Here is a 26745-nt window from a genome sequence, read left to right as displayed (position 1 = left end):
AGAGTTCCAGAATTAGAGTCGGTATATTCTAACAAAGAATTTACAGTAAAGAGAAAGTTCCAATAGGGTATAAACAAAGATCATAAATCGCACGTTTCGTAAAACCAGGATGCCAGTTCACCAGCAGGTACGGGCTTGGCAAAGTAGTAACCCTGAATGATATGACAGCCTCTGTGAGTGACCTGTTGCAGCTGTTCCCGGGTTTCCACCCCTTCGGCCACCACCTTGAGTTTGAGGTTACGGGCCAGCTCGACAATACTGCTGACAATCGCCTGATCGGCACTGTTGCCGGCAATATCTTTGAGGAAGGAGCGATCAATTTTCAGGGTATTCACTTCAAAGTGGCGCAAATAAGCCAGCGATGAGTAGCCGGTACCAAAGTCATCAATCGCCACCTCTATGCCGTGGGCCCTCAGCTGTCTCAAGTGCTGGCGGGCAATCTGCAGCTCTTTCATCAACACCCCTTCGGTGATCTCCAGCGCCAGATATTCGGCCGGCATTCCGGTTTCTTCGAGGATATCGAGCACGCCACTGATAAATTCCGGGTGACGGAAATGCACTGCGCTGACATTTACCGACAACTTGAACGGCTCCGCCGCACTCTGGCTCCAACGGGCACCATCCTCACAAGCTTGGCGCAGCACCCAACGGTCGATAGTAATAATCAAACCACAGGATTCGGCCACCTTGATGAAAATATCCGGCCGTACAAAACCTTCGCTTGGATGATGCCAGCGCAACAAGGCTTCCATACCGATAAGCTTTTGCTGCTCTTTTACATCAAACTGACCCTGGTAATAGAGCTCAAACTCGCCCTGCTCTATGGCGTGGCGTAAATCGGCTTCCAAACGTAGATGGTACAAAGCCTCTGCATTACGCTCACTGGAATAGTATTGGAAATTCCCTCTGCCCTCTTCCTTGGCGTGATACATGGCTTGATCGGCGTTCTTGATCAACATCTCAGGTTGTCTGGCATCGTCGGGCCAGATACTGATGCCGATACTGGTGGAAATAAAAAACTCCCGTCCATAGAGTTCAAACGGCTGAGCTATCTGCGCCAACAGACGCTCACAGAGGCGATTGAGCTTATCTATCTCGGCATCCTGTACCAGGATCACAAACTCATCACCGCCAAACCTGCACAACACCTGCTCCGGCCCCATCACTGACTGCAGCCTATTGGCGGCCTCTATCAGCAGCGCATCTCCCATGCTGTGGCCGTAGGAGTCGTTAACATGCTTGAACCTGTCCAGATCCAAAAACAGCAAGGCCAGCTTATGTTGCTGATCTTTGGCCCCTTCGATTGCCTGTTGCAAACGGTTGGCAAACAGCGACCTGTTCGGCAAACCGGTCAGCACGTCATAGTTCGCCAGGCGGCGCAGATCCGCCTCGGTGCGTTTGCGCTCAGTGATATCGGAAAACACCACCACATAGTGTTGCACCCGCTCCTTGCGATCCTGCATCAGGGAAATATTGAGCCACACAGGACAGCGCGACCCGGCCACACCAACAATTTCCAGCTCGCCGGTCCAGGAATCTATCCCTTGCAGTAAAATGGCGACCTTATCTTTATGGAAGTTTTCACTGACCACCAACTCGCCGAAGTGCCGTCCCTGCAGGCTCTGCCTATCCTGACCTACTATCGACTCTGCCGCTCTGTTGGCGACCTTGATGACCTCATTGGCGTCCAAAATAAACACCCCTTCAGAGGTGTTTTCAAATGCCTGCGCCAGCAGCTCTACCTCCTCTTCCAGTTGCCGCTTGATGGTGATGTCGGAATAAATCCCGGCTGCCTTGAGCACCTTGCCGGAAACCGGATCGTGACTGACCGGCCTACCGCGCACCCTGAGCCAGCCCCAACTGCCATCCTGACGCATATAACGGTATTCAGACTCAAACCTGTCACTCTCACCTTCCAACATCCTGCGCCATTCGTCCAAAGCGGCAGTCCTATCATCTGGATGCACCGGCAACTTATCTATCCCGATAAGAATAAAGTCTTCACCGCTGCCCAGCACGCCACCGCGATTATCCAGATGAAACTGGCCGGTATCACGGCGCCATTCCCAGAGATCCGATTCACTGCCCCTGAGTGATTGCCTCAACCTGTCATCACTCTGCATCAACGCTAGGTTCATGGTCATAAAACGTTGTACCTGACGCTGACGCAACAGCACGATACTGAAAATCGTTGCCAATATAATGAGTAACAACACCCCCTTGAACCACTGACTCTGCCACCAGAACTGGTCAACAGAAAAAGGAAAGCGAAAGGCTTCCGACTGCCAGAGACCGTTATTTTGGCTAATCACCTCCAGTTGGTAGGCGCCGGGAGTCAGCCCTGAAAGGTTGATCTGGGACTGATTATCCAGCAGTAGATAATTCAACTCATCTTCCCCTGGATGCCGCAAACGGTATTTGAGGCTAATGGGCGCATCATCCAGGTAGTCCATGCTGCTCAGTTGAAAACTGAGCATTCTGGCTCCGGGAGCAATGAGTTGTTCAGGAGTCGGTACCAAACTCAGCTCTGTTTTATTGTCATAATAAACCGCAATCGACTCAACAATGGCGCCGTGCTTTGGAATACGATTAACCATGCCGGCAACGTCCAGCAGTATCACCCCATCCGGCGTACCTACATAGAGGCCCTGCTGCGGCTGATAGAAGTATGCCCCTTCGTTGAGTTCCTCCCCCAACAAACCGTCATCATTATTGAATACCTTGATTTCACCACTACTCTTTTCCTGACGGATCAACACATAACTGCATCCCACAACTCGGTAGTCGCCGGTATCCTGCAAAAAAAATACTGTGTTGCAGTCCAATTGCCATTCTTGCGTCAAACGGCGAATATTCATGGTCTGCAAGTCCAGCTCGATCAAGCCTCCCTGCCGGGTGGCCAGCCAAAAACGATCCGGACTCAATTCCAACCATTGGCTCACCGTCGGCATATGCGGCAAGTCATCAAATACCGACGCCAACGAGCGGAAGCCACCACCCTTTTCCAGGTAACCGAACGACTTATTGCCACCTATCCACAAGCGCTGCCGACTATCGCGATAGACACCGTAAATCGCAGGATTATTGCCACTGGATTCAGTGTCCGGCAAAGTCTTTTGCGCTATCTTGCCTTGAGTTTGATCCCACTCATACAAACCGCTGCTGGTCGCAAACCACCAAAGGTTGCCCTCATTCAAAGCCGTGATCACCGTCTTGTGACTCAGAGACTGCCCGCTGCCGTTCCAATCCCCCAAGGGTTGCCCTTCCAAGGTCTGCTTGTTCATCACAAATAAGCCATTGGTGGTCGATAACAACAGGTGATTCTGGTCCAAATTATCTATCTTGTAGATGCTGTCATTGACCTCCATCCCTTTGGGAAGCGTAGTTTGGCTCTGTTGGGTATTTCGATTGACGGCCAACAACCCTGAGTCGGTTCCCAGCCACAGCATCTCACCGTCGGCCAGTATGGCCCAAACCATGGAATCACTGAGCTTGTAAGGTTCAGAAGCGCTGAAACTATCCAGAATAAATTCCGGTGAATCGGCTACCACTGCCAGCGAATGCCCCGTGCCACCAACCCAGATCAGGCCATTGCTGTCCACCTGCAGGGCATTGATATATTCGATACCGGCCTTGAGCTTCAACTGTTCTTTATACTGTTTTAATTTGCGGCTATCCGGAGACCAGTTTAACAATCCCTGCTTGCTGGCAATCCACAGGTTTCCCTTGAGATCTTCGGTGATTTCACTGGTAAAAAAAGGGATTTCGGCCACGGCCTCTATGCTGTTGGCAGCCAGATCCACCCGATAGAATCCTTTGCTGGCGGCCACCCAGATCCGCTGTTGGCTATCCAGAAACAAGGCATTGAGACGTCCATAGTTATCCTGCCAGGGTAAACGCTGCAATACATCGCCATTGTGCGATCTCAGCTCCAAGCCATAAGCGTTCCCTATTAGTAAGGCACCACTCTCAAGCTGTAACAGCTGATCCCAAAGCAAATCGCTGTCGAAAGGTAAATCAAACAACTTACTAAGCTGTTGCAGGTCCTGACTCAGGCGCCAAATCTGACCTTTTTCCGTTAACAGCAGCCAGCCGCCAGCGGTCGATTGCAAGCTCTTCATTAAACCGCCACCCTGATAATCCGGAAACAGCTCATCGCTGCCAAACTGACGGAAACGGTTATCGGCTATATGGTAGAGATAGGCGTGCGACAGAGTACTGACCAGCATCTGTTGTTGCCCGAGAGACTTGACCAGGGGTAGATACTCATCGGCCATCCGCGATTCCAGACCATCGCGATCCAAACGGCGGATATTGGCGTTGCTGAGGCGATACAGTCCCTGTTCGGTAGAGAGCCAGATAAATCCCCGCTCATCCATACTGATGTCGAGAATACTGGTGTTGATCAAACCATCCCTGGAAGAAAATACCCTTTTAACCAACTCGTCGGCATCTGCCGATGCAGCCCCGAAAAAAAGGCTGAGCAGTATAGCAATACCTGCTGTTATTAGTTTTCTTATCATCGGTTGATGAATGACCTTGGTGACCAGTCTTGAATGTACCAGCTAGACCACCGAATTTCATCTTGTAAACAACAGTTCGTTTACAAGGATTGCACTTGATATAAAAAAATCGGGCCCAGCTAACTGGACCCGACTTCAACCCTGCCAGGGAACAAGTCCCCAATCAGCAGATTACTTTTTCTTTTTTGCCTTTGGGTTAGGCAGATCTGTGATTGAACCTTCGTAGATCTCGGCCGCCAGCCCTACAGACTCGTGCAGAGTCGGGTGAGCGTGAATGGTCAGCGCCAGATCTTCGGCATCACAACCCATCTCGATGGCCAGGCCGATTTCACCCAGCAACTCACCGCCGTTGACACCCACAATAGCGCCACCGATCACTCTGTGAGTCTCTTTGTCGAAAATCAGCTTGGTCATACCTTCGCTGGCATCGGAAGCGATAGCACGGCCGCTGGCTGCCCATGGGAAGGTCGCGGTTTCGTATGCTATGCCCTGCTCTTTGGCTTCTTTCTCGGTCAGACCAACCCAAGCCACTTCAGGATCTGTGTAAGCGATGGATGGGATAACTTTAGGATCGAAGAAGTGCTTCATACCGGCAATCACTTCGGCGGCCACGTGGCCTTCATGCACACCTTTGTGAGCCAGCATTGGCTGACCAACTATATCACCCACGGCGAAGATGTTGGCCACATTGGTACGCAGTTGCTTGTCGACATTGATAAAGCCACGCTCGTCAATCTTGACCCCGGCCTTGTCGGCATCAATCAACTTGCCATTGGGAGTACGGCCAATGGCCACCAGCACTGCGTCGTAACGCACTGGCTCGGCAGGTGCCGACTTACCTTCCATAGACACATAAATGCCGTCTTCTTTGGCTTCAACCGCTGTCACCTTGGTTTCCAGCATCAGGTTGAATTTCTTCTTGATCTGCTTGGTAAAGACCTTAACCACGTCTTTATCCGCCGCAGGGATCACCTGGTCGAACATTTCAACCACGTCGATTTCACTGCCCAGAGACGAGTAAACAGTACCCATTTCCAGACCTATGATACCGCCGCCCATCACCAGCATCTTGCCTGGGATCTCTTTCAGTTCCAGTGCATCGGTAGAGTCCCAGATACGTGGATCTTCATGAGGAATGAAAGGCAGCTGAATTGGGCGTGAGCCAGCAGCTATGATGGCGTTGTCAAAGTTAACCACTGTGGTTTCACCGTCGGCACCTTTCACTTCGAGGCTGTTGGGGCCAGTGAACTTACCGAAACCGTTAACCACCTTAACTTTACGCATCTTGGACATACCGCCAAGACCATTGGTCAGTTGGCCGATCACTTTCTCTTTAAAGCCACGCAGCTTGTCGAGATCTATTTTTGGCTCGCCAAACACAACACCGTGATCCGATACCGCCTTGGCCTCTTCAATCACTTTGGCTACATGCAACAGGGCTTTGGAAGGAATACAACCCACATTCAGGCATACGCCACCCAGAGTGCTGAAACGCTCAACAATCACTGTCTCCAGGCCTAAATCTGCCGCGCGAAAAGCCGCAGAATAGCCAGCAGGGCCAGCACCTAATACCACTACCTGAGTTTTGATTTCGTTACTCATTTTTTCCTCTGATTTCTTTCATTCCGTTGGGGACAGCCAGCCCAACCTGCGATGCGCCAGCTCGAAAGTGCTTGTCTCGTAAGGTGGGCGCATTTTAACCCGTGTTTGACACTGATCACAATAAACAAAAGGCCGCCCCGAGGGGCAGCCTGTTGTGTTAGAGGATCATTGTACGAATATCGGACAAGATCCCTGACAGAGTGACACTGAAGCGTGCCGCCATCGCCCCGTCGATCACCCGGTGATCATAAGACAGTGACAGTGGTAACATCAGCTTTGGCTCAAACTCTTTACCGTTCCACTTCGGCTTGATCTCAGACTTGGACACCCCGAGAATTGCCACATCCGGATAGTTGACGATAGGCGTAAACGCGGTACCGCCGATACCACCCAGGCTTGAGATAGTGAAGCAGCTGCCTTGCATGTCGGCTGCCTTGAGCTTGCCGTCGCGGGCCTTGATCGAAATTTCGGTCAGCTCACGGCTGAGCTCGATAATCCCTTTCTTGTCCACATCACGCACCACCGGCACAACCAAACCGTTTGGCGTATCAACCGCCACCCCTATGTGGAAGTACTTCTTGCGGATCAGCGATTCACCGTCCGGGCTCAGGCTGGAGTTGAATACCGGGAACTGCTGCAGCGTCTTGGCAACCGCCTTCATCATGAACACCAGCGGAGTGATCTTCACATTCAGCTTCTGCTTGGCAGCCAATTCATTCTGCTGCTTACGGAAAGCTTCCATCTCTGTGATATCAGCCTCATCGAACTGAGTCACATGGGGAATGGTCACCCAGTTGCGGTGCAGGTTAGGGCCGGAGATCTTCTGGATCCGGGTCAGTGGTACTTGTTCCACTTCACCGAACTTGCTGAAATCTACCTTAGGCGCATCGATAACCTGCAGACCACTGCCGCCGCCGACAGAAGTCGCCGCCGTGGCCTTGGGCCGTGACAGTTCATATTTCACATAGGCCTGCACATCCTCTTTGAGGATACGCCCCTTGCGACCCGTACCTTTCACCTGAGTCAGGTCCACACCGAACTCACGGGCCAGGCGACGCACCGCCGGAGAAGCGTGTACCGCACCTGTGTTAGGCTGGGCACCGGCGCTCGGATGATGCGGCACAGGTGGGCGGCTCTGCGCTGCAGGCGCGGCCACTGGAGCCGGTGCGGGGGCAGGGGCCGCCTGAGCTGGGGCTTCTGCCGGTGCAGCAACTGCTGCGGGAGCAGCGCCTTGGGTCTCAACCGTGGCAATCACGCTACCCTGAGACACCTTGTCACCCACTTTGACGGTCAGAGAAACCAGCTTGCCACCGAAGGGCGCCGGTACTTCCATGGTCGCCTTGTCGGTTTCCAGAGTGATCAGCCCTTGATCGGCACTGATCTCATCACCTACCGCCACCAGCACTTCGATAACGTCCACATCGGCAGCATCACCGATATCGGGAACCGCAATCTCTTTCACTGCAACTGTGGCAGGCGCGGCTGCCTGAGCGGCCACCGGCTGTGCGGCTGCTTGAGCCGCTGGCGCTTGTGGCGCTTCGGCAGAGGCGCCAACTTCCAGCAGCAACACCAAAGAGCCCTGGGAAACCTTATCGCCAACCTTCACTTTCAGTGACTTGACTGTACCCGCCTGAGGCGAAGGTACATCCATGGTTGCCTTATCGGTTTCCAGCGTGATCAACCCGGCGTCGGCTTCTATAGCCTCACCTTCGCTCACCAGCACCTCAATAACATCGACATCTGCGGCATCACCGATATCCGGCACTGTCACTTCGATGACCTGACTGCCACCGTCTGCAGGTGCGGCCGGCGCCGCCTGTTCTGCAGCTGGCGCGGGAGCCGCTGCCGGAGCAGGTGCAGCTTCTGCCTTGGGCGCTTCTGCAACAGGAGCCGCTTCTGCGCCTTCGGCGGCCATCAAGGCGATCAAGGTGCCTTCAGACACGCTGTCGCCAACGGCCACTTTCAATTCTTTGAGCACACCGGCGAATGGCGCAGGAATATCCATGGTCGCCTTGTCGCTTTCAACGGTAATAATGGAGTCTTCAGCCGCCAGGCTGTCACCCACATTGGCACAGATCTCAATAACCTGTACCTCGTCCCCGCCAATATCGGGAACCAGTACTTGTTTCATATCAGCCATTCTGCTTCCCCTCTTACGCGTGCTGTGGGTCGATCTTGTCGGCGTCGATGCCGTATTCGGCAATGGTCTTGGCCAGAACATCTACCGGCAGCTCGTTGCGGTCCACCAGCGACTTGAGCGCAGCAACCACGATGAACTTGGCATCCACTTCGAAGTGGTGACGCAGGTTGGCACGGCTGTCAGAGCGGCCGAAACCGTCGGTACCCAGCACCTTGTAGTCACAAGGCACGTAAGCGCGCAGCTGCTCGCCGTAGATCTTCATGTAATCGGTCGCCACAATCGCAGGCGCATCTTTGGCCAGCACTGTGCTCACATAAGGCACCTTGGCGGTTTCTGTTGGGTGCAGCATGTTCCAGCGCTCAACTGCCTGGCCATCACGCGCCAGCTCGTTGAAGCTGGTAACGCTGAACACATCTGTGCTGATACCGAAGTCTTTCGCCAGCGCCTGCGCCGCCTTGCGTACTTGCTCGAGAATAGTGCCGCAACCCATCAGCTGGACTTTGCCTTTGCCGGAACCGGCAACGCTTTCCAACTTGTAGATACCCTTGACTATGCCCTCTTCCACGCCTTGTGGCATTTCAGGTTGAACATAGTTCTCGTTCATTGTGGTCAGGTAGTAGAAGATATCTTCCTGATCTTCGCCATACATGCGGCGAATACCATCCTGAACAATAACGGCAATTTCATAACCATAGGTTGGGTCATAGCTGATGCAGTTAGGAATGGTGTTGGCCAGAATATGGCTGTGACCATCCTGGTGCTGCAAGCCTTCGCCGTTCAGCGTAGTCCGGCCGGAAGTACCACCTACCAAGAAGCCACGGGCGCGCATGTCGCCGGCGGCCCAAGCCAGATCGCCGATCCGCTGGAAGCCGAACATGGAGTAATAGATATAGAAAGGGATCATCGGCGTATCATTGACCGAGTAGCTGGTCGCAGCCGACACCCAAGAGGACATGGCGCCCAGCTCGTTAATCCCTTCCTGCAGCACCTGGCCGGACTTGTCCTCACGATAGTAAGCAACCTGATCCGCATCCTGAGGCACATATTTCTGGCCTTCGTGAGCATAGATACCCACTTGACGGAACAGACCTTCCATACCAAAGGTACGGGCCTCATCCGGGATGATAGGTACTATCTTCTTACCTATGCCCTTGTCTTTCAGCAAGGCAGTCAATACCCGCACAAAGGCCATGGTAGAAGAGATCTCACGGCCGTTGGAGCCTTTGAGAACCGCATCAAAAATCTTCAGTGAAGGCACTTGCAGTTCTTCGCTGAACTTCTGCCGACGGGCAGGCAGATAACCCATCAGGGCCTCACGACGTTCCTTGAGGTATTTAACCTCTTCGGAATCCGGTCCCGGATGGTAGAAGGGGATTTCATCCAGCTTGTCATCAGGGATTGGGATGTTGAAGCGGTCACGGAAGTGACGAATGGCTTCAATGTCCATCTTCTTGACGTTATGGGCAATGTTCTTGCCTTCACCGGCATCACCCAGACCATAACCTTTCACTGTCTTGGCCAGAATAACAGTTGGGCGACCCTTGGTCTTCTTGGCTCTATCGAGCGCGGCGTAAATCTTCACCGGGTCGTGGCCACCACGGTTCAGGCGCCAGATGTCATCATCAGACATGTTGGCTACCATCTCGGCGGTTTCAGGATACTTACCGAAGAAGTGTTCACGGGTCCAGGCACCGCCTTTGGCTTTACAGTTCTGATATTCACCGTCAACGGTTTCGTTCATCAGTTGCAGCAACTTGCCGCTGGTGTCACTGGCCAACAATGGATCCCAGTAACGACCCCAGATAACCTTGACCACTTCCCAACCGGCGCCGCGGAATTCACCTTCCAGCTCCTGGATGATCTTGCCGTTACCGCGTACAGGGCCGTCGAGACGCTGCAGGTTACAGTTAACGATAAACACCAGGTTATCCAGCTCTTCACGAGCGGCCAAACCGATGGCACCCAGCGCTTCCGGCTCATCACACTCGCCGTCGCCCAGGAAGCAATATACGGTTTGCTCGGAGCAATCCTTGATGCCACGGTCAGTCAGGTACTTAAGGAAGCGCGCCTGATAAATGGCCTGGATAGGGCCCAGACCCATGGAAACCGTAGGGAACTGCCAGTAATCAGGCATCAGCTTGGGATGCGGATAGGAGGACAGGCCTTTGCCATCCACTTCCTGACGGAAGTTGGCCAGCTGTTCTTCGCTCAGACGACCTTCGAGGAAAGAACGGGCATAGATGCCGGGGGCGATGTGACCCTGGAAGTAAACCAGGTCGCCGCCGTCTTTCTCGTTGGGAGCACGGAAGAAGTGGTTAAAGCACACATCATAGATAGTGGCACTGGATGAGAAACTGGAAATATGACCACCAAGCTCCAGATCTTTCTTGGAACCACGCAGTACCATAGCCAACGCGTTCCAACGCACAATGGCGCGAATGCGACGTTCCATCTCCTGGTTACCCGGCATATGAGGTTCTTGCCCGGCAGGAATGGTATTCAGGTAAGCAGTAGTGGCAGTGTAAGGCAGGTGAGTACCGTTACGGCGAGCCTTATCGATCAGCTTTTCCAACAGGTAATGAGCACGTTCGGGACCTTCCTGCTCCAATACGGCCTGCAGGGATTCTACCCATTCCTGTGTCTCTAACGGATCCAAGTCTTGTAGCATATTTTCAGACATGACACTGTCCTTCTATACATTGTATTAATAGTGATTACGACGTCCTAAGGTGGGCACTGGGCCGACCCTGGGCTACACGCCGCTCTTCAAACGGCGCAAGCTACGCTGCAACCGGCTATCTTCTTCCCGTACCGACAACATGACTTCCTCGATATAACTCAAGTGGTCATTGGACGCTTCACGCGCGGCTTCGGGATCGCGGCGAATAATAGCGGCCAGCAAAGCCCGCCTATGTTTATTCGCCATGGATGAAGCTTCTTCACGACGACTCAGAAGCTCCAGGTTTTGCGCCACATTCTGATGCAGCACAGGAGTTAAACTCAGCACCAGGTGCAGCATGGCAACATTGTGTGATGCCTCGGCTACTGCCCGGTAAAAATGCACAATGGCGGCCGCTTGCGCTTCAATTCCCTCGGCGTCTTCCACTTCCTGGATCATTCGCTGGATATTCTGCATATCGGCGTCAGTTCCGCGCAGGGCGGCAAAATAAGCCATCATGCCTTCGGTGGCATGACGGAACTCCAGCAAGTCATATTGACTCTCCGGATCACCCTGCATAAGTTCGACTATGGGATCGGCAAGACTCTGCCACAACTGTTCTTTAACGTAGGTACCACCGCCTTGGCGGCGCAGCAATAATCCTTTTGCTTCCAGCTTTTGAATCGCTTCCCGCAATGAGGGACGGGAGACTTCAAATTGCAACGCCAACTCGCGTTCAGGAGGTAACTTCTGACCCGGCTGCAAGCTGCCTTCCAGGATCATCTGCTCCAACTGATTCATGATGACGTCAGAAATCTTTGGCTGACTGATTTTGCTATAAGCCATCTGGCCCTCAGCTCCTATTGTAAATTGGTCTTACCAATTTCTACGAGTGAGCGCACTTTATCAAATCACACTTTTAAAGTCCAGTTAGTGATCTGCATCAAGTCAACTCACGATGTGTGAGCATAGCCTATATTTTTCCCTCTGGGGTCAGACCAATTAACAAGCAGCTTCGGGCCCTGTTTGCGGCAAAGCCTGGTTAAGCCAAAGCCTGGTTAAACCCAAGCCCCGCCGCAGCAAAACCGCAAGCACACTTATTCAGCACTAACTCACCAGACCAAAAATGGTCAACAGCGACAAAATAGTAAGCAGTAAAGTTGAGTTACGCTTACTCAAGGCCAGCAGTGCCAAGGTAGACTGTACCGACACAGGCACATCTTCATCATCCGGCAGAGTTTCAGCAGCCAGCGCCACTTGGGTCACTATCTCCCTGGGCGTCGCCTCCCGTTTCAGCGCCAACTGGCACCATAACGGAAAAGCATTGCTGAAATGACCGCAAAGCACATAACCAAAACCTATGATCCGTGCCGGCAACCAGTCGAGCCAATACAGCAGCTTATCTACCACAGGCCACTCTTTAGCCAAGCGTTGGCGCCTTTCATCAAAAAAACGCACACTGCAATAAAACACCGCGCCTACGGGGCCAAATAGAATAAAGAACAGCGCCACGGCGCCATAATAGCGGTAGTTGAGCCAGGCCACGCTCTGGCCTACCCTGGCGCCCAACTCGCGTTCGCTGACCGCATCCAGGCATTCACTGCAGTCCAGCTCTCCGGCGAAATGAAAACTGGCTTGCACATCACCGCGGCAAGCAGCCTGCACATAACGCTTAAATAAACGCCTTTGATATTGGTGGGAAAAACAAACTACCGCCAGCGCCACCCACAACAGCAGCGAAGGCAAGCCCCAAAACCATCCATCCACTACCCACAAAGCCACTGCCACACTCACAGCCGGTAGCAAGAGCGCCACTATCATGCCACCTGTAGTGCTCAACTGACTGTCGGTAAACATCTGCCTTTGATACCAGCGCAGCCCACTGTCCAACTGCCAACGAGCCGGCAGCAGTTTCAAACGTTCAACAATAATCGCGATCAACAGGGAAAACAGTGCCATCTCTTCTTCTCCATGCTCTCTTTAGGCCTGTGGCCATCTCAAAGCGACACGCGTCACAGCGCCTGCAGATACCTTTGCCAATCAAACCCCGGGCCCGGGTCTGTCTTGCGCCCAGGGGCAATATCGCTGTGACCTACTATTCTCTCTTTGGTGATATCCGGGTAGGCCAACCGTAAACTTTGGCTCAGGGTAATAAGTTTATGGTACTGCGCCTCGGTAAAACCGGAATCATCTGTGCCCTCCAACTCTATGCCGACGGCAAAGTCATTACAGCCGCTACGACCGGCAAAGTTAGATACCCCTGCATGCCAAGCGCGCTGGTCGACCGAAACATATTGGCGCAATTCACCATCACGGCGAATCAGAAAATGCGCCGACACTTCCAGCCCCTTAAGCTCGGCAAAGCTGGGGTCGGTTTCAGTATCCAAGGTTCCCAAAAACAGCTGCTCTATATAAGGCAGACCAAAACAGCCGGCCGGCAGACTGATATTATGGATCACCAAAAGGCTCACCTCGCCATCTGGCCTGTGATTAAAGTGAGGTGAAGGCCTGGGTACGGCTTCGCCATACCAACCATCAATCCATAGCTCCCGAACCAATTATTTATCTCCCGACTCTCTATTGGCGTCACTAAAGCAAGGCTTGGCTGCTTGCGCTTCAAATCACCCCGGACTCGACCACAGCCAATTGTGCCTCCAACACAATACCAGCAGCGCCCCTTATTATGCTAATCTAGCAGCATAAATTTCCTCAATAATCCCGAGTCAATCAAGGACGCGTATCATGCTCGAAAATGATATCAGGGTCAGTGTCAAAGCCGCACTGGACGAAGATCTTGGCCACCAGAAGGCCTCCGAGGGCGATATCACAGCCCTGTTGATCCCGGCAGACAAATATGCCGAAGCTACCCTTATTACCCGCGAAGAAGGTGTTTTCTGTGGTAAAGCCTGGGCCGAACAGGTATTTAACCAGCTCGGAGGCGAAGTGGCCCTGCACTGGCATGTGGATGATGGCGATCTTGTGCTGCCCAATCAGCTGCTGTGTGAACTCTCTGGCCCGGCTCGCCTGCTGCTCACCGGCGAGCGCACCATGATGAACTTTATTCAAACCCTCTCAGGCGTAGCCAGCCTGACCAAGATTTACTGCGACAAACTGGCGGGCACTCAATGCCGTTTGCTCGATACCCGCAAGACCCTTCCCGGCCTGCGGACGGCGCAAAAATATGCCGTCACCTGCGGCGGCGGCAAAAACCACCGCATAGGTTTGTTCGACGCCTTTCTGATCAAAGAGAACCATATTATGGCCTGCGGCGGTATCGCCAAGGCGATTGCGGCCGCACGAGCACTGCGCCCGGACAAACCTGTGGAAGTCGAAGTAGAAACCCTGGAAGAACTGGCGCAAGCGCTGGAGGGCGGCGCCGATATTGTTATGTTGGACAACTTCGATGTCACCATGATGCTGCAGGCGGTAGAGCTCAATAATGGCTTTAAGGCCAAGGGACTGGGTGCCAAACTGGAAGTTTCCGGCGATGTCACTCTGGAAACCATAACTGCCTTCGCCCAAACCGGTGTCGACTTTATCTCGGTCGGCGCCCTGACCAAGCATGTGCGGGCCATGGATCTCTCCATGCGCCTCAAAGGCTGAGATCTTGGCAGGCATACCCCTGACGCCAGGGGTATGCCGATTTCAGCCCCAATCCCACCCCAGCAGGCGTTAACCGCTAACCGCACAATACTCATCCGCTTGCCATTGCAGCTTGCAGCATCTGCGCCTTATTCTGAGTCAGGCTCTCGCCACTCCACTGAAAACCGCCGCCCCAAGACCAAACTCAAGTCCAGACCCAAGTCCACCCCCAAGCCCAGCCCCAAGCCCGAGCAAGAGCCCGTCTGATAATACTATCCCAGGGTTATATTCGTCCTCTGGCAGGCACGGTTTGTGCACCTCACTCGGCACCAGTATAAAACTCATGCATAAAGCCCATGCATAAAGTCATGCATAAAGCCCATGCACAAAACCTGTGCATGAAAACCCACCTAGGTAAAACCAGCTATAAAAATCACCTATTCCCCGCCAAAAATCCGCCCCCAAAACCGCCCAACAAAACAAACAAACTGTTAACAACTATATTTACCGCTAATTGGGAGCCAAGCATTTTTTTGACAACGCCACATCCCTGACACAAACAGGGTGAAGCGTCAAAATATTGTTACCGGTAAAACTTGGTGGTGGATAACAATTTTGATTTTTTCCGCTATTTCAGGTGGTTTTTTCACTATTGCAGATTCCCTTTTTAGTAACTTTATACTAACTTTTAGGGCAGGCGAGATGGCCGCGTCGGCCAACCTCACCGACAAGGTAACCACCCAAACTGCTATTTTATGACGCACAATAAAGTTACAAATGTAAAAATTGTGATTTGAGTAAATGCTCAGTTCCTTGAGGTGCGGTTTGCCGGAACGACATACGATAAACTTAAATGGTTTTGCTGAACTGATTGAGTCTGGATCCAGATAGGCTTTGGGGTGATCCCCACCAAGCTGGCAAGCCGGAAAAACCGCCTGAATATTTACAGGCATCACAGGAATACGAGTAACAGGGAATCAAGTTACCGATTCACTCAAGACGGCAACAACGGAGAAAGCAAATGAAAGGTATCAAACTCAACAAGCGTGCTCAGGGCTTTACCCTGATCGAACTAATGATCGTTGTCGCGATCATAGGCATTCTGGCGGCCATCGCACTGCCTGCGTATCAAAACTATTTGCTTAAAGCAAAATTCACAGAGGTTACCAATGCAACTGCTGCTGTTAAAACAGCCGTAGAAATATGTGTTCAGATGAAGCAAGACCTAGGGAAGCTGCGATTAAGTGGTCCGCAGCTCCCGATATGACGCCCCAAACCGTCCTTTATCGACGTCCTGTGGCTCAATTTTCCAATTTTCAGCCCAAAATCGTCTCTTCGTGGCTGATTTTGGCCCTGTTTCAGGCCAATTTCCTCATTTCAGGTAGATCTCGCCTGTGCCCGTATCAATTGGTCAACTCGAACCAGGTTCGCTAGGGTGAATAACATCGCCAGTTGACTGTCGTTTTTAGCCAGCCCCTTGTACCTGGCTTTGACGAAACCAAACTGACATTTTACTATCCGAAATGGATGCTCAACCTTCGCTCGGATACTCGCTTTCAGGTATTCGTAACGGATGGCCAGCTTGTTCTTGCGCGGGTGTTGCTTCAATGCATTCACTTTGCCGGGACGCTTGGCGATAAGCCAGTCTGCGCTGACATCGCTGAGCTCATCGCGCTTTTCGGCCCCCTGATAACCAGCATCGGCTGAGATAAATTCTTCATCGCCATGCAGTAACTTGCCAACCTGATTGAGGTCGTGCTCGTTAGCCGCCGTGGTCACCAGACTGTGGGTCAGGCCACTTTTGGCGTCCACGCCAATGTGCGCTTTCATGCCGAAGTACCACTGGTTACCTTTCTTGGTCTGGTGCATGTCTTCATCACGGCTGTTGTGTTTGTTTTTGGTAGAGCTGGGGGCTTGAATGATGGTGGCATCCACCAAGGTGCCCTGGGTCATTAGAACGCCACACTCTGCTAGCCAGTGATTAACGGTACTGAAGATTTTGCGGGCCAGTTCATGCTGCTCCAGCAAATGCCGGAAATTCATGATGGTAGTGCGGTCTGGAATGGCTTTATCCAGTGACAGGCGAGCAAATTGTCGCATGGAGGCGATTTCATAGAGGGCATCTTCCATGGCCTCATCGCTCAGGTTGTACCATTGCTGCATGCAGTGAATACGCAGCATGGTTTCCAGCGGATAGGGCCTGCGACCATTACCGGCCTTGGGATACACAGGCTCGATAACGCCAAGTAATTTGTCCCAGGGAAGCAAGTCATCCATTCTGCCAAGGAAAACTTCTTTGCGGGTCTGGCGGCGTTTACTGGAAAACTCACTGTCGGCAAAAGTCAGTTGCTGGCTCATCCGGTTACTCATTCTGGGTTCAGGTTACAACACGATGATCTCACATCTCGGACTTATTCGCACCTTCCCTAGATGTATGTAATGCCGGGGCAGAAGGAATTCCTGCAGATGTTGAAGCTGGTGCGGGGATCGTTGGATTAAGCACCGCAGCCGGAGTTATTGTAGCCGTACCAGCAACTGATAGTGACTTAGTCGCCGGGGATACTTATACCCTTACACCAGCAATCGTTGGTAGCAAAGTGATTTGGACAGCGACTTGTGGAAACGAATCAACTGAATTCTGTAATCCTGCTCCTGCTGCTTAAGCAAAATTAAAGCTAATGGGCTCTTAATTAAAAGAGTCCATTATTAACTTAAACTCGATTAAATGATTAATTAATGCCAACAACAGGCCTCCACTTAGGATTATCGACCCTATTTATCCGTAAGGGGCTGCTCAATGAGAGCAGCCTGACGGAGGCCATCAAGCAGTCGCAAAACAGCAACCAAGCCCTGGTCACCACCCTGGTGACCAGCAAGCTTTTATCCGCCCGCAGCATAGCCGAGCTCTGTTATGAGGAGTACGGCACCCCGCTGCTGGATCTCAATGAGTTTGACCTCAGCAGTATTCCGGATGAGTTTCTCAACAAGAAGCTGATCGACAAACACAGATGTCTGCCGCTGTTCAAGCGCGGCAACCGCCTCTATATCGCCACCTCGGATCCCACCAATATCGCCGCCCTGGAAGACTTTCAGTTCAGCGCCGGCCTGCATGCCGAGGCGATACTGGTCGAAGAGGACAAGTTAGCCAAGGCGCTGGAAAAGGTACTGGAAGAGGACTTGAGCTCGCTGGATCTCGATGGCCTCGACGAAGAGTCCCTCGCCGACATCGAAGTCACAGATACCGACAAGCGCCAACATGAAGATAATGAAGGCAAGGACGATGCCCCCATCGTCATCTATATCAATAAAATTCTCACCGATGCCATCCGTAAGGGCGCATCGGATCTGCATTTTGAACCCTACGAGAAACGCTACCGCATCCGTTTTCGTATCGATGGCATACTCCATGAGGTGTCCGAGCCGCCGATTTCACTTTCCGGACGGATATCGGCTCGCTTAAAGGTGATGTCCAAGCTGGATATCGCCGAGCGCCGGGTGCCCCAGGATGGCCGCATCAAGATGCGGCTGTCGCGCAACAAGAGCATCGATTTTCGAGTCAGCACCCTGCCCACCCTCTGGGGCGAAAAAATAGTGATGCGGATCCTCGACTCCTCTTCAGCGCAGTTGGGCATAGAAAAGCTCGGCTATGAGGAAGACCAGAAACAAGCCTATATGGAGATGCTGGCAAGACCCCAGGGGATGATATTGGTTACCGGCCCCACGGGATCTGGGAAAACCGTGTCCCTCTATACCGGCCTCAATATTCTCAACACCGAAGAGCGTAATATCAGCACCGCCGAAGACCCGGTGGAGATTAACCTCGAAGGGGTTAATCAGGTACATATCAACCCCAAGGCCGGGTTAACCTTCGCCTCGGCGCTGCGCTCCTTTCTGCGTCAGGATCCGGACGTGGTGATGGTGGGGGAAATTCGTGACCTGGAAACCGCCGAAATCGCCATCAAGGCGGCCCAAACCGGCCACTTGGTGCTCTCGACCCTGCACACCAACTCATCGGCCGAAACCCTCACCCGTTTGCTCAATATGGGCGTACCCGGCTACAACATTGCCAGTTCGGTCAACCTGATTATTGCCCAGCGCCTGGCCCGCCGTCTCTGTCCCGAATGCCGACAAGCGGAAGAGGTCCCCGAACATGAACTGCTGCAGCTGGGCTTCAGCCAGCAACAGATAGATAGCGGTTTTACCGTTTATAAGCCCTGTGGCTGTGAGCACTGCTCCGGTGGCTATAAGGGCCGAGTCGGTATCTATGAGGTGATGAAGATGTCCGATGAAATTGCCAGAACCATTATGGAAGGCGGTAATTCACTGCAGATTGCCGCTACCGCCAAGCAGCAGGGAATGAGGGACTTGCGCCTGTCTGGCCTGCTTAAAGTCATTCAGGGCGTCACCAGCATTGCCGAGGTCAACCGGGTAACCAGTTACTGATGCCTGCCAAGCCAGACAGCGACAGTGATATCCAAAGCCTGCGTGCCAAAGCGTGAGTGCCATAGCATAAGCGCCACAACATAAGTGCTTAACGCCATTCGCTGCAGGCGGGCCAGGGGTAACCCGACTAAAATAATATGCAGGCACGGCAAACCGTTTATTCCAAGGAACTATTATGGCCACAGCAACGGCAACAGCTAAAAACAATAAAGCCAAAACCAAAGGTGCCAAGGCTCAAGCCAAGATCTACACCTTCACCTGGAAAGGTCTTAACCGCGATGGCAAGCAAAGCTCCGGCGAATTGCGCGGCGCCAGCATTGCCGAAATCAAAAGCTTGCTGAAAAACCAGGGGATTAATCCCAAACTGGTACGTAAAAAGTCTGCCTCTCTCTTTGGCGGTGATAAAAAAATCAAGCCGATGGATATCGCGGTGATCACCCGCCAGATAGCCACCATGCTGGCCGCAGGTGTGCCCTTGGTGACCTCCATCGAGTTGATTGCCCGCGGCCATGAGAAAAACAAGGTGCGTATTTTGCTGGGCACTGTGCTGGCCGATGTTCAGGCCGGTATCCCCCTTTCCGATGCCCTGCGCCCCCACAGGGCTTATTTCGACGATCTCTATGTCGACCTGGTGGCCGCCGGGGAACATTCCGGCTCTTTGGATGCGGTATTTGACCGTATCGCGACCTACAGAGAAAAAGCCGAGGCGCTCAAGTCCAAGATCAAAAAAGCCATGTTCTATCCCGCGGCGGTAGTTGTGGTTGCCATAGCAGTTACTGTGCTGCTATTGCTGTTTGTGGTACCTCAGTTCGAAAGTATCTTTGCCGGCTTTGGCGCCGAACTGCCCGCCTTTACCCAGTTGATAGTTAATATAAGCCGTTGGCTGCAAAGTACCTGGTATCTGTTTCTCGCGGCAATTGTTATCGGGGTTTGGCTGTTTGTCCGCGCCCATCGCAACTCGGAAAAGTTTCGTAACCGTATCGATGAAATGGTGCTTAAAATTCCCCTGATTGGCGAAATTCTCCATAAGGCTGCCATGGCCCGTTTCGCCCGCACCCTGGCCACTACCTTTGCCGCCGGGGTACCGCTGATTGATGGCCTGGAGTCCGCCGCCGGCGCCTCCGGTAACTATGTCTACCGCAAGGCCCTGCTGAATGTACGTACCGAAGTGATGGCCGGTATGCAAATGAACGTAGCCATGCGTACCACCAAGCTGTTTCCCGATATGCTGATCCAGATGGTGATGATAGGTGAAGAATCCGGCTCGCTGGATAATATGCTCAACAAGATAGCCAATATTTACGAGATGCAGGTAGATGACGCCGTAGACGGGCTTTCCAGCCTGATTGAACCCATTATGATGGTGGTGATAGGTACTCTGGTAGGCGGCCTTATTGTAGGTATGTACCTGCCTATCTTCCAAATGGGTAACGTGGTAGGTTAAGCCTCAGTATCAAAGCCGGTGCAATAATAACAAGCAGCACTTTTAACACCATTTTTAGGGCAGTGTAATATTCGATGTCAGACTTTATTGCCATATTGAGCCACAATCTGTGGCTCTTTCTTGTTCTCTGTTTTCTGTTTGCCTCTGTGATAGGCAGCTTTCTCAATGTGGTAATCCACCGTCTGCCGGTAATGATGAAGCGCGATTGGCAGCAGGAATGCAATCAATACCTGCAGGAATACCAGCCCGAATTCGCCAAACAGATAGGTGAAGCCAAGCTCAATGCACCGATAGATAACTACCCGGCCAAGTACAATCTGTTGCTGCCGAAGTCTGCCTGCCCCAAGTGCGGCGCTCATATCAAACCCTGGCACAACTTACCCATAATCGGTTACCTGATGCTTGGCGGCAAATGCGCTGCCTGTAAGACCAAGATCTCGGCAAGATATCCTCTGTTCGAGTTGTTGACTGCCCTACTCATTTGTACGCTCGCTTGGCACTTTGGTCCAACACTGCAGTTTGCCTATGCAACTATTCTGACCTTTGGACTGATAGCCCTCAGCGGCATAGATTTGGATGAGATGCTGTTGCCTGACCAGATAACCCTGCCGCTGCTGTGGCTCGGTTTACTGATTAATATCTCCGGCACTTTTACCAGCATTACCGATGCCACCATAGGCGCCGCAGCCGGTTATTTAAGCCTCTGGTCTATCTACTGGCTGTTCAAATTAATCACCGGCAAGGAAGGCATGGGTTATGGCGATTTCAAGCTGATGGCTCTATTCGGCGCCTGGCTGGGCTGGCAGATGCTGCCACTGATAATTCTGCTCTCTTCTTTGGTGGGCGCCCTGGTAGGTGTGTTACTCATAGTGTTCAAGAACCTCAATCGGGGTAACCCCATTCCCTTTGGCCCCTATATTGCCATAGCCGGTTGGGTTGCCATGGTGTGGGGGCAACAGATAGTTGACTGGTACTTGGGAACACTTTAAATGGCGAACTTTATTATAGGCCTCACGGGGGGCATAGGCAGCGGTAAAACGACAGTAGCCAATCTGTTTGCCGAGCAAGGCATTGTTTTGGTTGATGCCGATATCATCGCCAGAGAAGTTGTCGCCAAAGGCTCAGATGGCCTTAAGCAAATTGGCGATAAATTTGGACCGCAGATGCTGACACCCGATGGCTGCTTGGATAGGGCGGCGCTGAGGGAACAGATATTTCATCATCCGCAAGACAGGGAATGGCTCAATGCCCTGTTGCATCCCATGATACGCACCCGCATGCTGGAACAGCTTGAGATGGCGGCTTCTCCTTATGTCATTATGGTGGTTCCCTTACTGTTTGAGAACGGCCTGGACAAACTGGCAGATCGCACATTAGTCGTAGATATTTCACCCAAATTACAATTGCAGCGAACTATTGAACGGGACATGGTGTCTAAGGAGCAGGTTCAAAACATTATCAATAGCCAGAGCGACCGCCAGAGCCGACTCGATAAGGCCGATGATGTGATTGACAATCAGGGAGAGATCGACGCGTTACAGGCCCAGGTACTGGCGCTGCATAATAAATACTTACAGCTGGCAGACATTAAAAATTCATGAACACGACAGAACTGATATTCGAACAGCCGCTAAATGAAAAGATCCGTAGTTATCTGCGCCTGGAATATCTCGCTCGTCAATTGGATAACAACCTGCTGCAAGATCATCAACACAGATGCTTTTATCCGCTTTTCTCTCTCTGTGAACTTACCGAACGCTGTGATTACCGCAGCGAAGTCATCAAAGACATCGACCGCCAATTAATCCAACTGCAAAACTGGCAACAGCAGGAACAAGTCGATCAACAACAACTGCAGCACTATCTTGAACAATTCTCCCATGCCAGAGAAGAGCTGCAACGCCCGCAGCGTCCAGGTAGCCAACTGAAACAAGACAGATTTATATCGGCGCTCAGACAGAGATTCAGTATGCCTGGTGCTTGCTGTAACTTCGATCTGCCACAACTCCACTTTTGGCTGGCGAAACCTTGGGAAGAACGCAGCCAAGAGTATCGCCAATGGACTAACCACTTCAGGAGTTTACTGCAACCTATCAGCCTGCTGTTGCAACTAACCCGCATGAGCTGTGAGTACCGAGAAGCTGTGGCCCATGCCGGCTTTTATCAAGGCGATAGCCAACAAAGCCTGTCGCTGGTCAGAGTCAAGCTGGATGCTGAGCAAGGCTGCTACCCCACCATTAGTGGTCACAGAAACCGCTTTGCCATTCATTTTGTCCAGTTCGAACAACAAAAGCATTCCGACAAAACCGTCAAATTCCTACTGGCGACCTGCGGCTAAACTCTTTACCATGGGCGCCATCAGTTAGCCCGAGAGACACAAAAATGCCTATCACAGTTAAGTGCCCCACCTGTCAAAAAGAGGTGGAATGGAGCCCCGAATCCAAATTCAAGCCCTTCTGTAGCGAGCGTTGTAAACTCATAGATCTTGGAGATTGGGCCTCAGAGAAACATGCTATCCCGGTGAAGCCAGAATTTGATCAGCAGATGCTGGATGAGCTGGGTTACGATGAAGGCAATTTCTTCAAGGATCAATCATGACCAAAAGAGTTCATGTCGCAGTCGGTATTATCAAATCCGGTAAACAGATCCTACTGGCCAAGCGCCATGGGCATCTGCATCAAGGTGGAAAATGGGAGTTCCCCGGCGGTAAAGTCGAAATGGGCGAAACCGTCACCCAAGCGCTTGCCAGAGAACTCGCGGAAGAGGTTGGCCTCAACATAGCAGATTCTACTCCCTTTATGTTGTTGTCTTATGACTACCCGGACAAACAGGTATTACTGGATATTCACCTGGTTACGGAATTCAATGGTACGGCTTATGGCGTAGAAGGACAGCAAGTCGAGTGGGTGCACTTGGAACAGCTCCCGGAATACACCTTCCCGGATGCCAACCAACCGATTCTTGATAAAATCCTGACAGAGTTTTCAAAGTAAGCCCTAAGCCAGCCGCCTAAGCTGGCTTTTTATTATCCCTGTCTTGTCGATGCAGATGTCCCAAATCACCTCTGCAGAGGTCATCCTTGATGGCGCAGGCTGGCATACTATGGATACGGCAATGGTTTTCTCAAATCTCACTTTGATTAAACTGTCCGCCTATTCCCCCGGAGCAGAACCCGATGGAGCAAATTTGGCAATGGTTCAGACTACACTGTCTTTCCAACCGAATATTCGATTGCTAGGAGCAAATTGTTGAGCAAGTATCCCGAGCCTGGAATACCTTCATTGAGGATACTGGTCGAGTGAAATCTCTGTGCTCCAGAGGTTGGATAAATCTGACCAGATAAACCAGTCGAGCCATTCTCAACATATCCACAGCACCATCTCACATGGGGGCGAAAGACATCTGCTCATCAAGCACAGCTTGATAGATGGCTGTAGCGCGAAGCAGCTTGGCTGCGAGCTGAGGGGCACACACTGCGCCAGCAGCTTTGGGCTGCATGTTAAGTCGTGCTCGCTGGAAGCGAGACAAACAAAAAAGCCCTAGCATTCAGCTAGGGCTTTTTTGTTTGTTAGGCGTCTGGCGATGACCTACTCTCACATGGGGAGACCCCACACTACCATCGGCGCGATTGCGTTTCACTTCTGAGTTCGGGATGGGATCAGGTGGGACCACAATGCTATTGTCACCAGACATATTCTTACTGGTTAATTGTCCGTCTGACGGTATTGTTTCCTCGCTACGCTGCTCATGTACTTCAGTACACTGCGCGGCTCGCTCGTCATGGCTTTGTCAGCCAAACAATTACCTGCGTCATTAACCTTTGTTCTTCAATTCAGAAAGCTGTGCTCTTTTCAGAGCCTGAGTTCAAACTTCAATCAAGTATCTAACTTCTTCAAGTCCGTAAAACCCATCTGGGTTGTATGGTTAAGCCTCTCGAGTCATTAGTACAGGTTAGCTCAACGCCTCGCAACGCTTACACACCCTGCCTATCAACGTCCTGGTCTCGAACGGCTCTTCAGAGGTCTCTAGGACCTAGGGATGACTCATCTTGGGGCTCGCTTCCCGCTTAGATGCTTTCAGCGGTTATCGATTCCGAACGTAGCTACCGGGCAATGCCATTGGCATGACAACCCGAACACCAGCGGTTCGTCCACTCCGGTCCTCTCGTACTAGGAGCAGCTCCCCTCAATCATCCAACGCCCACGGCAGATAGGGACCGAACTGTCTCACGACGTTCTGAACCCAGCTCGCGTACCACTTTAAATGGCGAACAGCCATACCCTTGGGACCGACTTCAGCCCCAGGATGTGATGAGCCGACATCGAGGTGCCAAACACCGCCGTCGATATGAACTCTTGGGCGGTATCAGCCTGTTATCCCCGGAGTACCTTTTATCCGTTGAGCGATGGCCCTTCCATTCAGAACCACCGGATCACTATGACCTGCTTTCGCATCTGCTCGACGTGTCTGTCTCGCAGTTAAGCTGGCTTATGCCATTGCACTAACCGTACGATGTCCGACCGTACTTAGCCAACCTTCGTGCTCCTCCGTTACTCTTTGGGAGGAGACCGCCCCAGTCAAACTACCCACCAGGCACTGTCCCTAATCCCGATAAGGGACCAAGGTTAGAACATCAACACTACAAGGGTGGTATTTCAAGGTTGACTCCAACAAGACTGGCGTCTCATCTTCATAGTCTCCCACCTATCCTACACATGTAGGGTCAATGTTCAGTGCCAAGCTATAGTAAAGGTTCACGGGGTCTTTCCGTCTAGCCGCGGGTATACGGCATCTTCACCGCAATTTCAACTTCACTGAGTCTCGGCTGGAGACAGCGTGGCCATCATTACGCCATTCGTGCAGGTCGGAACTTACCCGACAAGGAATTTCGCTACCTTAGGACCGTTATAGTTACGGCCGCCGTTTACCGGGGCTTCGATCATGAGCTTCTCCGAAGATAACCCAATCAATTAACCTTCCGGCACCGGGCAGGCGTCACACCGTATACGTCATCTTGCGATTTTGCACAGTGCTGTGTTTTTGATAAACAGTTGCAGCCACCTGGTATCTGCGACTGCCAGCAGCTTACGACGCGAGGTCTTCACCGCCGGCAGCGTACCTTCTCCCGAAGTTACGGTACCATTTTGCCTAGTTCCTTCAGCCGAGTTCTCTCAAGCGCCTTGGTATTCTCTACCCGACCACCTGTGTCGGTTTGGGGTACGATTCCTGCTAACCTGAAGCTTAGAAGATTTTCCTGGAAGCATGGCATCAACCACTTCATCCCCTTGGGGACTCGTCGTCAGCTCTCAGTGTATGTGTGCCCGGATTTGCCTAAGCACACCACCTACTACCTTAAACGCGGACAACCAACGCCGCGCTGGCCTAGCCTTCTCCGTCTCTCCATCGCAGTTAGCAGAAGTACGGGAATATTAACCCGTTTCCCATCGACTACGCCTTTCAGCCTCGCCTTAGGGGTCGACTCACCCTGCCCCGATTAACGTTGGACAGGAACCCTTGGTCTTTCGGCGAGGGGGTTTTTCACCCCCTTTATCGTTACTCATGTCAGCATTCGCACTTCTGATACCTCCAGCGTGGGTTACCCCTTCGCCTTCAACGGCTTACAGAACGCTCCTCTACCGCACCGATGCAAGCATCAGTACCCGTAGCTTCGGTGAATTGCTTAGCCCCGTTACATCTTCCGCGCAGGCCGACTCGACTAGTGAGCTATTACGCTTTCTTTAAATGATGGCTGCTTCTAAGCCAACATCCTAGCTGTCTAAGCCTTCCCACATCGTTTCCCACTTAGCAATTACTTTGGGACCTTAGCTGACGGTCTGGGTTGTTTCCCTTTTGACGACGGACGTTAGCACCCGCCGTCTGTCTCCCGGATAGCACTCTTTGGTATTCGGAGTTTGCAAAGGGTTGGTAAGTCGGGATGACCCCCTAGCCTTAACAGTGCTCTACCCCCAAAGGTGTTCGTCCGAGGCGCTACCTAAATAGCTTTCGAGGAGAACCAGATATCTCCCGGTTTGATTGGCCTTTCACCCCCAGCCACAAGTCATCCGCTAATTTTTCAACATTAGTCGGTTCGGTCCTCCAGTTGATGTTACTCAACCTTCAACCTGCCCATGGCTAGATCACCGGGTTTCGGGTCTACACCTAGCAACTAAACGCGCAGTTAACACTCGGTTTCCCTACGGCTCCGCTATTCGCTTAACCTCGCTACTAAATGTAAGTCGCTGACCCATTATACAAAAGGTACGCAGTCACGGTCTCAAGGACCGCTTCCACTGCTTGTACGTATACGGTTTCAGGTTCTATTTCACTCCCCTCACAGGGGTTCTTTTCGCCT

18 protein-coding genes, 2 rRNA genes and 2 pseudogenes (1 of these 22 cut by a window edge) are annotated in these 26745 nt (G+C 52.2%); 11 read left to right on the top strand and 11 right to left on the bottom strand.

Going from position 1 to position 26745, the window contains the following annotated elements:
* Positions 1 to 80: 80 nt before the first annotated feature.
* The 7 genes from WKR14_RS02105 to ampD form a co-directional block, all read right to left on the bottom strand.
* Positions 81 to 4523, bottom strand: a complete 4443-nt coding sequence (locus WKR14_RS02105; RefSeq protein ID WP_339087280.1) for an EAL domain-containing protein — start codon at positions 4521 to 4523, stop codon at positions 81 to 83.
* Between the two features lie 171 nt (positions 4524 to 4694).
* Positions 4695 to 6125, bottom strand: coding sequence for a dihydrolipoyl dehydrogenase (gene lpdA, locus WKR14_RS02100; protein WP_071476775.1), 1431 nt, complete (start codon positions 6123 to 6125; stop codon positions 4695 to 4697).
* 157 nt (positions 6126 to 6282) lie between these two features.
* Positions 6283 to 8265 carry a dihydrolipoyllysine-residue acetyltransferase gene (gene aceF, locus WKR14_RS02095; protein ID WP_339087279.1) on the bottom strand — a complete coding sequence of 661 codons (1983 nt, stop codon included), beginning with the start codon at positions 8263 to 8265 and terminating at the stop codon, positions 6283 to 6285.
* A gap of 13 nt (positions 8266 to 8278) precedes the next feature.
* A complete protein-coding gene (gene aceE, locus WKR14_RS02090) occupies positions 8279 to 10945 on the bottom strand; it encodes a pyruvate dehydrogenase (acetyl-transferring), homodimeric type (RefSeq protein WP_101055960.1) in 2667 nt (888 codons plus the stop codon).
* 72 nt (positions 10946 to 11017) lie between these two features.
* Positions 11018 to 11770: a pyruvate dehydrogenase complex transcriptional repressor PdhR gene (pdhR, locus tag WKR14_RS02085; RefSeq protein WP_039033589.1), complete on the bottom strand. Its 753-nt coding sequence runs from the start codon at positions 11768 to 11770 to the stop codon at positions 11018 to 11020.
* Between the two features lie 261 nt (positions 11771 to 12031).
* Complete coding sequence (gene ampE, locus WKR14_RS02080) at positions 12032 to 12883, bottom strand: beta-lactamase regulator AmpE (RefSeq protein ID WP_101055959.1); 852 nt, start codon at positions 12881 to 12883, stop codon at positions 12032 to 12034.
* 53 nt (positions 12884 to 12936) lie between these two features.
* Positions 12937 to 13482: a 1,6-anhydro-N-acetylmuramyl-L-alanine amidase AmpD gene (gene ampD, locus WKR14_RS02075; RefSeq protein ID WP_339087278.1), complete on the bottom strand. Its 546-nt coding sequence runs from the start codon at positions 13480 to 13482 to the stop codon at positions 12937 to 12939.
* Between the two features lie 184 nt (positions 13483 to 13666).
* Here ampD and nadC point away from each other — a divergent pair, with 184 nt between their 5' ends.
* The gene (nadC, locus tag WKR14_RS02070; RefSeq protein WP_101055958.1) at positions 13667 to 14527 is read left to right on the top strand and encodes a carboxylating nicotinate-nucleotide diphosphorylase; all 861 of its coding nucleotides are present in this window, start codon (positions 13667 to 13669) and stop codon (positions 14525 to 14527) included.
* Between the two features lie 33 nt (positions 14528 to 14560).
* Positions 14561 to 14773 carry a hypothetical protein gene (locus tag WKR14_RS02065; RefSeq protein WP_339087277.1) on the top strand — a complete coding sequence of 71 codons (213 nt, stop codon included), beginning with the start codon at positions 14561 to 14563 and terminating at the stop codon, positions 14771 to 14773.
* Positions 14774 to 15078: 305 nt separating this feature from the next.
* On the opposite strand, the gene WKR14_RS02060 is transcribed toward WKR14_RS02065, so the two are convergent.
* On the bottom strand, positions 15079 to 15459 hold the full coding sequence (locus WKR14_RS02060) for a hypothetical protein (protein WP_339087276.1): 381 nt from the start codon (positions 15457 to 15459) through the stop codon (positions 15079 to 15081).
* Positions 15460 to 15527: 68 nt separating this feature from the next.
* Between WKR14_RS02060 and WKR14_RS02055 the strand changes: the two are divergent.
* Positions 15528 to 15722: pseudogene (locus WKR14_RS02055) on the top strand (pilin); the annotation flags it as partial.
* A 161-nt stretch (positions 15723 to 15883) separates the two neighbouring features.
* On the opposite strand, the gene WKR14_RS02050 reads toward WKR14_RS02055, so the two are convergent.
* On the bottom strand, positions 15884 to 16864 hold the full coding sequence (locus WKR14_RS02050; protein WP_000082736.1) for an IS5-like element ISEc68 family transposase: 981 nt from the start codon (positions 16862 to 16864) through the stop codon (positions 15884 to 15886).
* Positions 16865 to 17242: 378 nt separating this feature from the next.
* On the opposite strand from WKR14_RS02050, the gene pilB reads away from it, so the two are divergent.
* The 8 genes and pseudogenes from pilB to WKR14_RS21340 form a co-directional block, all read left to right on the top strand.
* Positions 17243 to 18949: a type IV-A pilus assembly ATPase PilB gene (gene pilB / locus WKR14_RS02045; protein WP_339087275.1), complete on the top strand. Its 1707-nt coding sequence runs from the start codon at positions 17243 to 17245 to the stop codon at positions 18947 to 18949.
* A 175-nt stretch (positions 18950 to 19124) separates the two neighbouring features.
* Positions 19125 to 20393, top strand: a complete 1269-nt coding sequence (locus WKR14_RS02040; protein WP_039033595.1) for a type II secretion system F family protein — start codon at positions 19125 to 19127, stop codon at positions 20391 to 20393.
* Between the two features lie 74 nt (positions 20394 to 20467).
* Complete coding sequence (locus tag WKR14_RS02035; protein ID WP_339087273.1) at positions 20468 to 21382, top strand: A24 family peptidase; 915 nt, start codon at positions 20468 to 20470, stop codon at positions 21380 to 21382.
* Positions 21383 to 21994 carry a dephospho-CoA kinase gene (gene coaE, locus WKR14_RS02030; protein WP_101055953.1) on the top strand — a complete coding sequence of 204 codons (612 nt, stop codon included), beginning with the start codon at positions 21383 to 21385 and terminating at the stop codon, positions 21992 to 21994.
* Entirely contained in the window at positions 21991 to 22731 is a 741-nt protein-coding gene (zapD, locus tag WKR14_RS02025) for a cell division protein ZapD (RefSeq protein WP_165564352.1), read from the top strand. Before coaE ends, zapD begins: the two co-directional genes overlap by 4 nt.
* Positions 22732 to 22775: 44 nt before the next feature.
* Positions 22776 to 22991: a DNA gyrase inhibitor YacG gene (yacG, locus tag WKR14_RS02020; RefSeq protein ID WP_039033599.1), complete on the top strand. Its 216-nt coding sequence runs from the start codon at positions 22776 to 22778 to the stop codon at positions 22989 to 22991.
* The gene (gene mutT / locus WKR14_RS02015; protein WP_339087272.1) at positions 22988 to 23386 is read left to right on the top strand and encodes an 8-oxo-dGTP diphosphatase MutT; all 399 of its coding nucleotides are present in this window, start codon (positions 22988 to 22990) and stop codon (positions 23384 to 23386) included. Before yacG ends, mutT begins: the two co-directional genes overlap by 4 nt.
* A 73-nt stretch (positions 23387 to 23459) precedes the next feature.
* Positions 23460 to 23628 (top strand): annotated as a pseudogene (locus WKR14_RS21340) (transposase); the annotation flags it as partial.
* A 339-nt stretch (positions 23629 to 23967) separates the two neighbouring features.
* Here WKR14_RS21340 and rrf read toward each other — a convergent pair.
* Both rrf and WKR14_RS02000 read right to left on the bottom strand, forming a co-directional pair.
* Positions 23968 to 24083 (bottom strand): 5S ribosomal RNA (gene rrf / locus WKR14_RS02005).
* A gap of 230 nt (positions 24084 to 24313) precedes the next feature.
* Positions 24314 to 26745 (bottom strand): 23S ribosomal RNA (locus WKR14_RS02000) (it continues 460 nt past the right edge of the window).

The organism is Shewanella chilikensis, assembly GCF_037953065.1.
GTDB lineage: Bacteria > Pseudomonadota > Gammaproteobacteria > Enterobacterales > Shewanellaceae > Shewanella > Shewanella chilikensis.
Note: the sequence above shows the minus strand (reverse complement) of the source record. Positions and strands in the feature narration are given on the sequence as shown.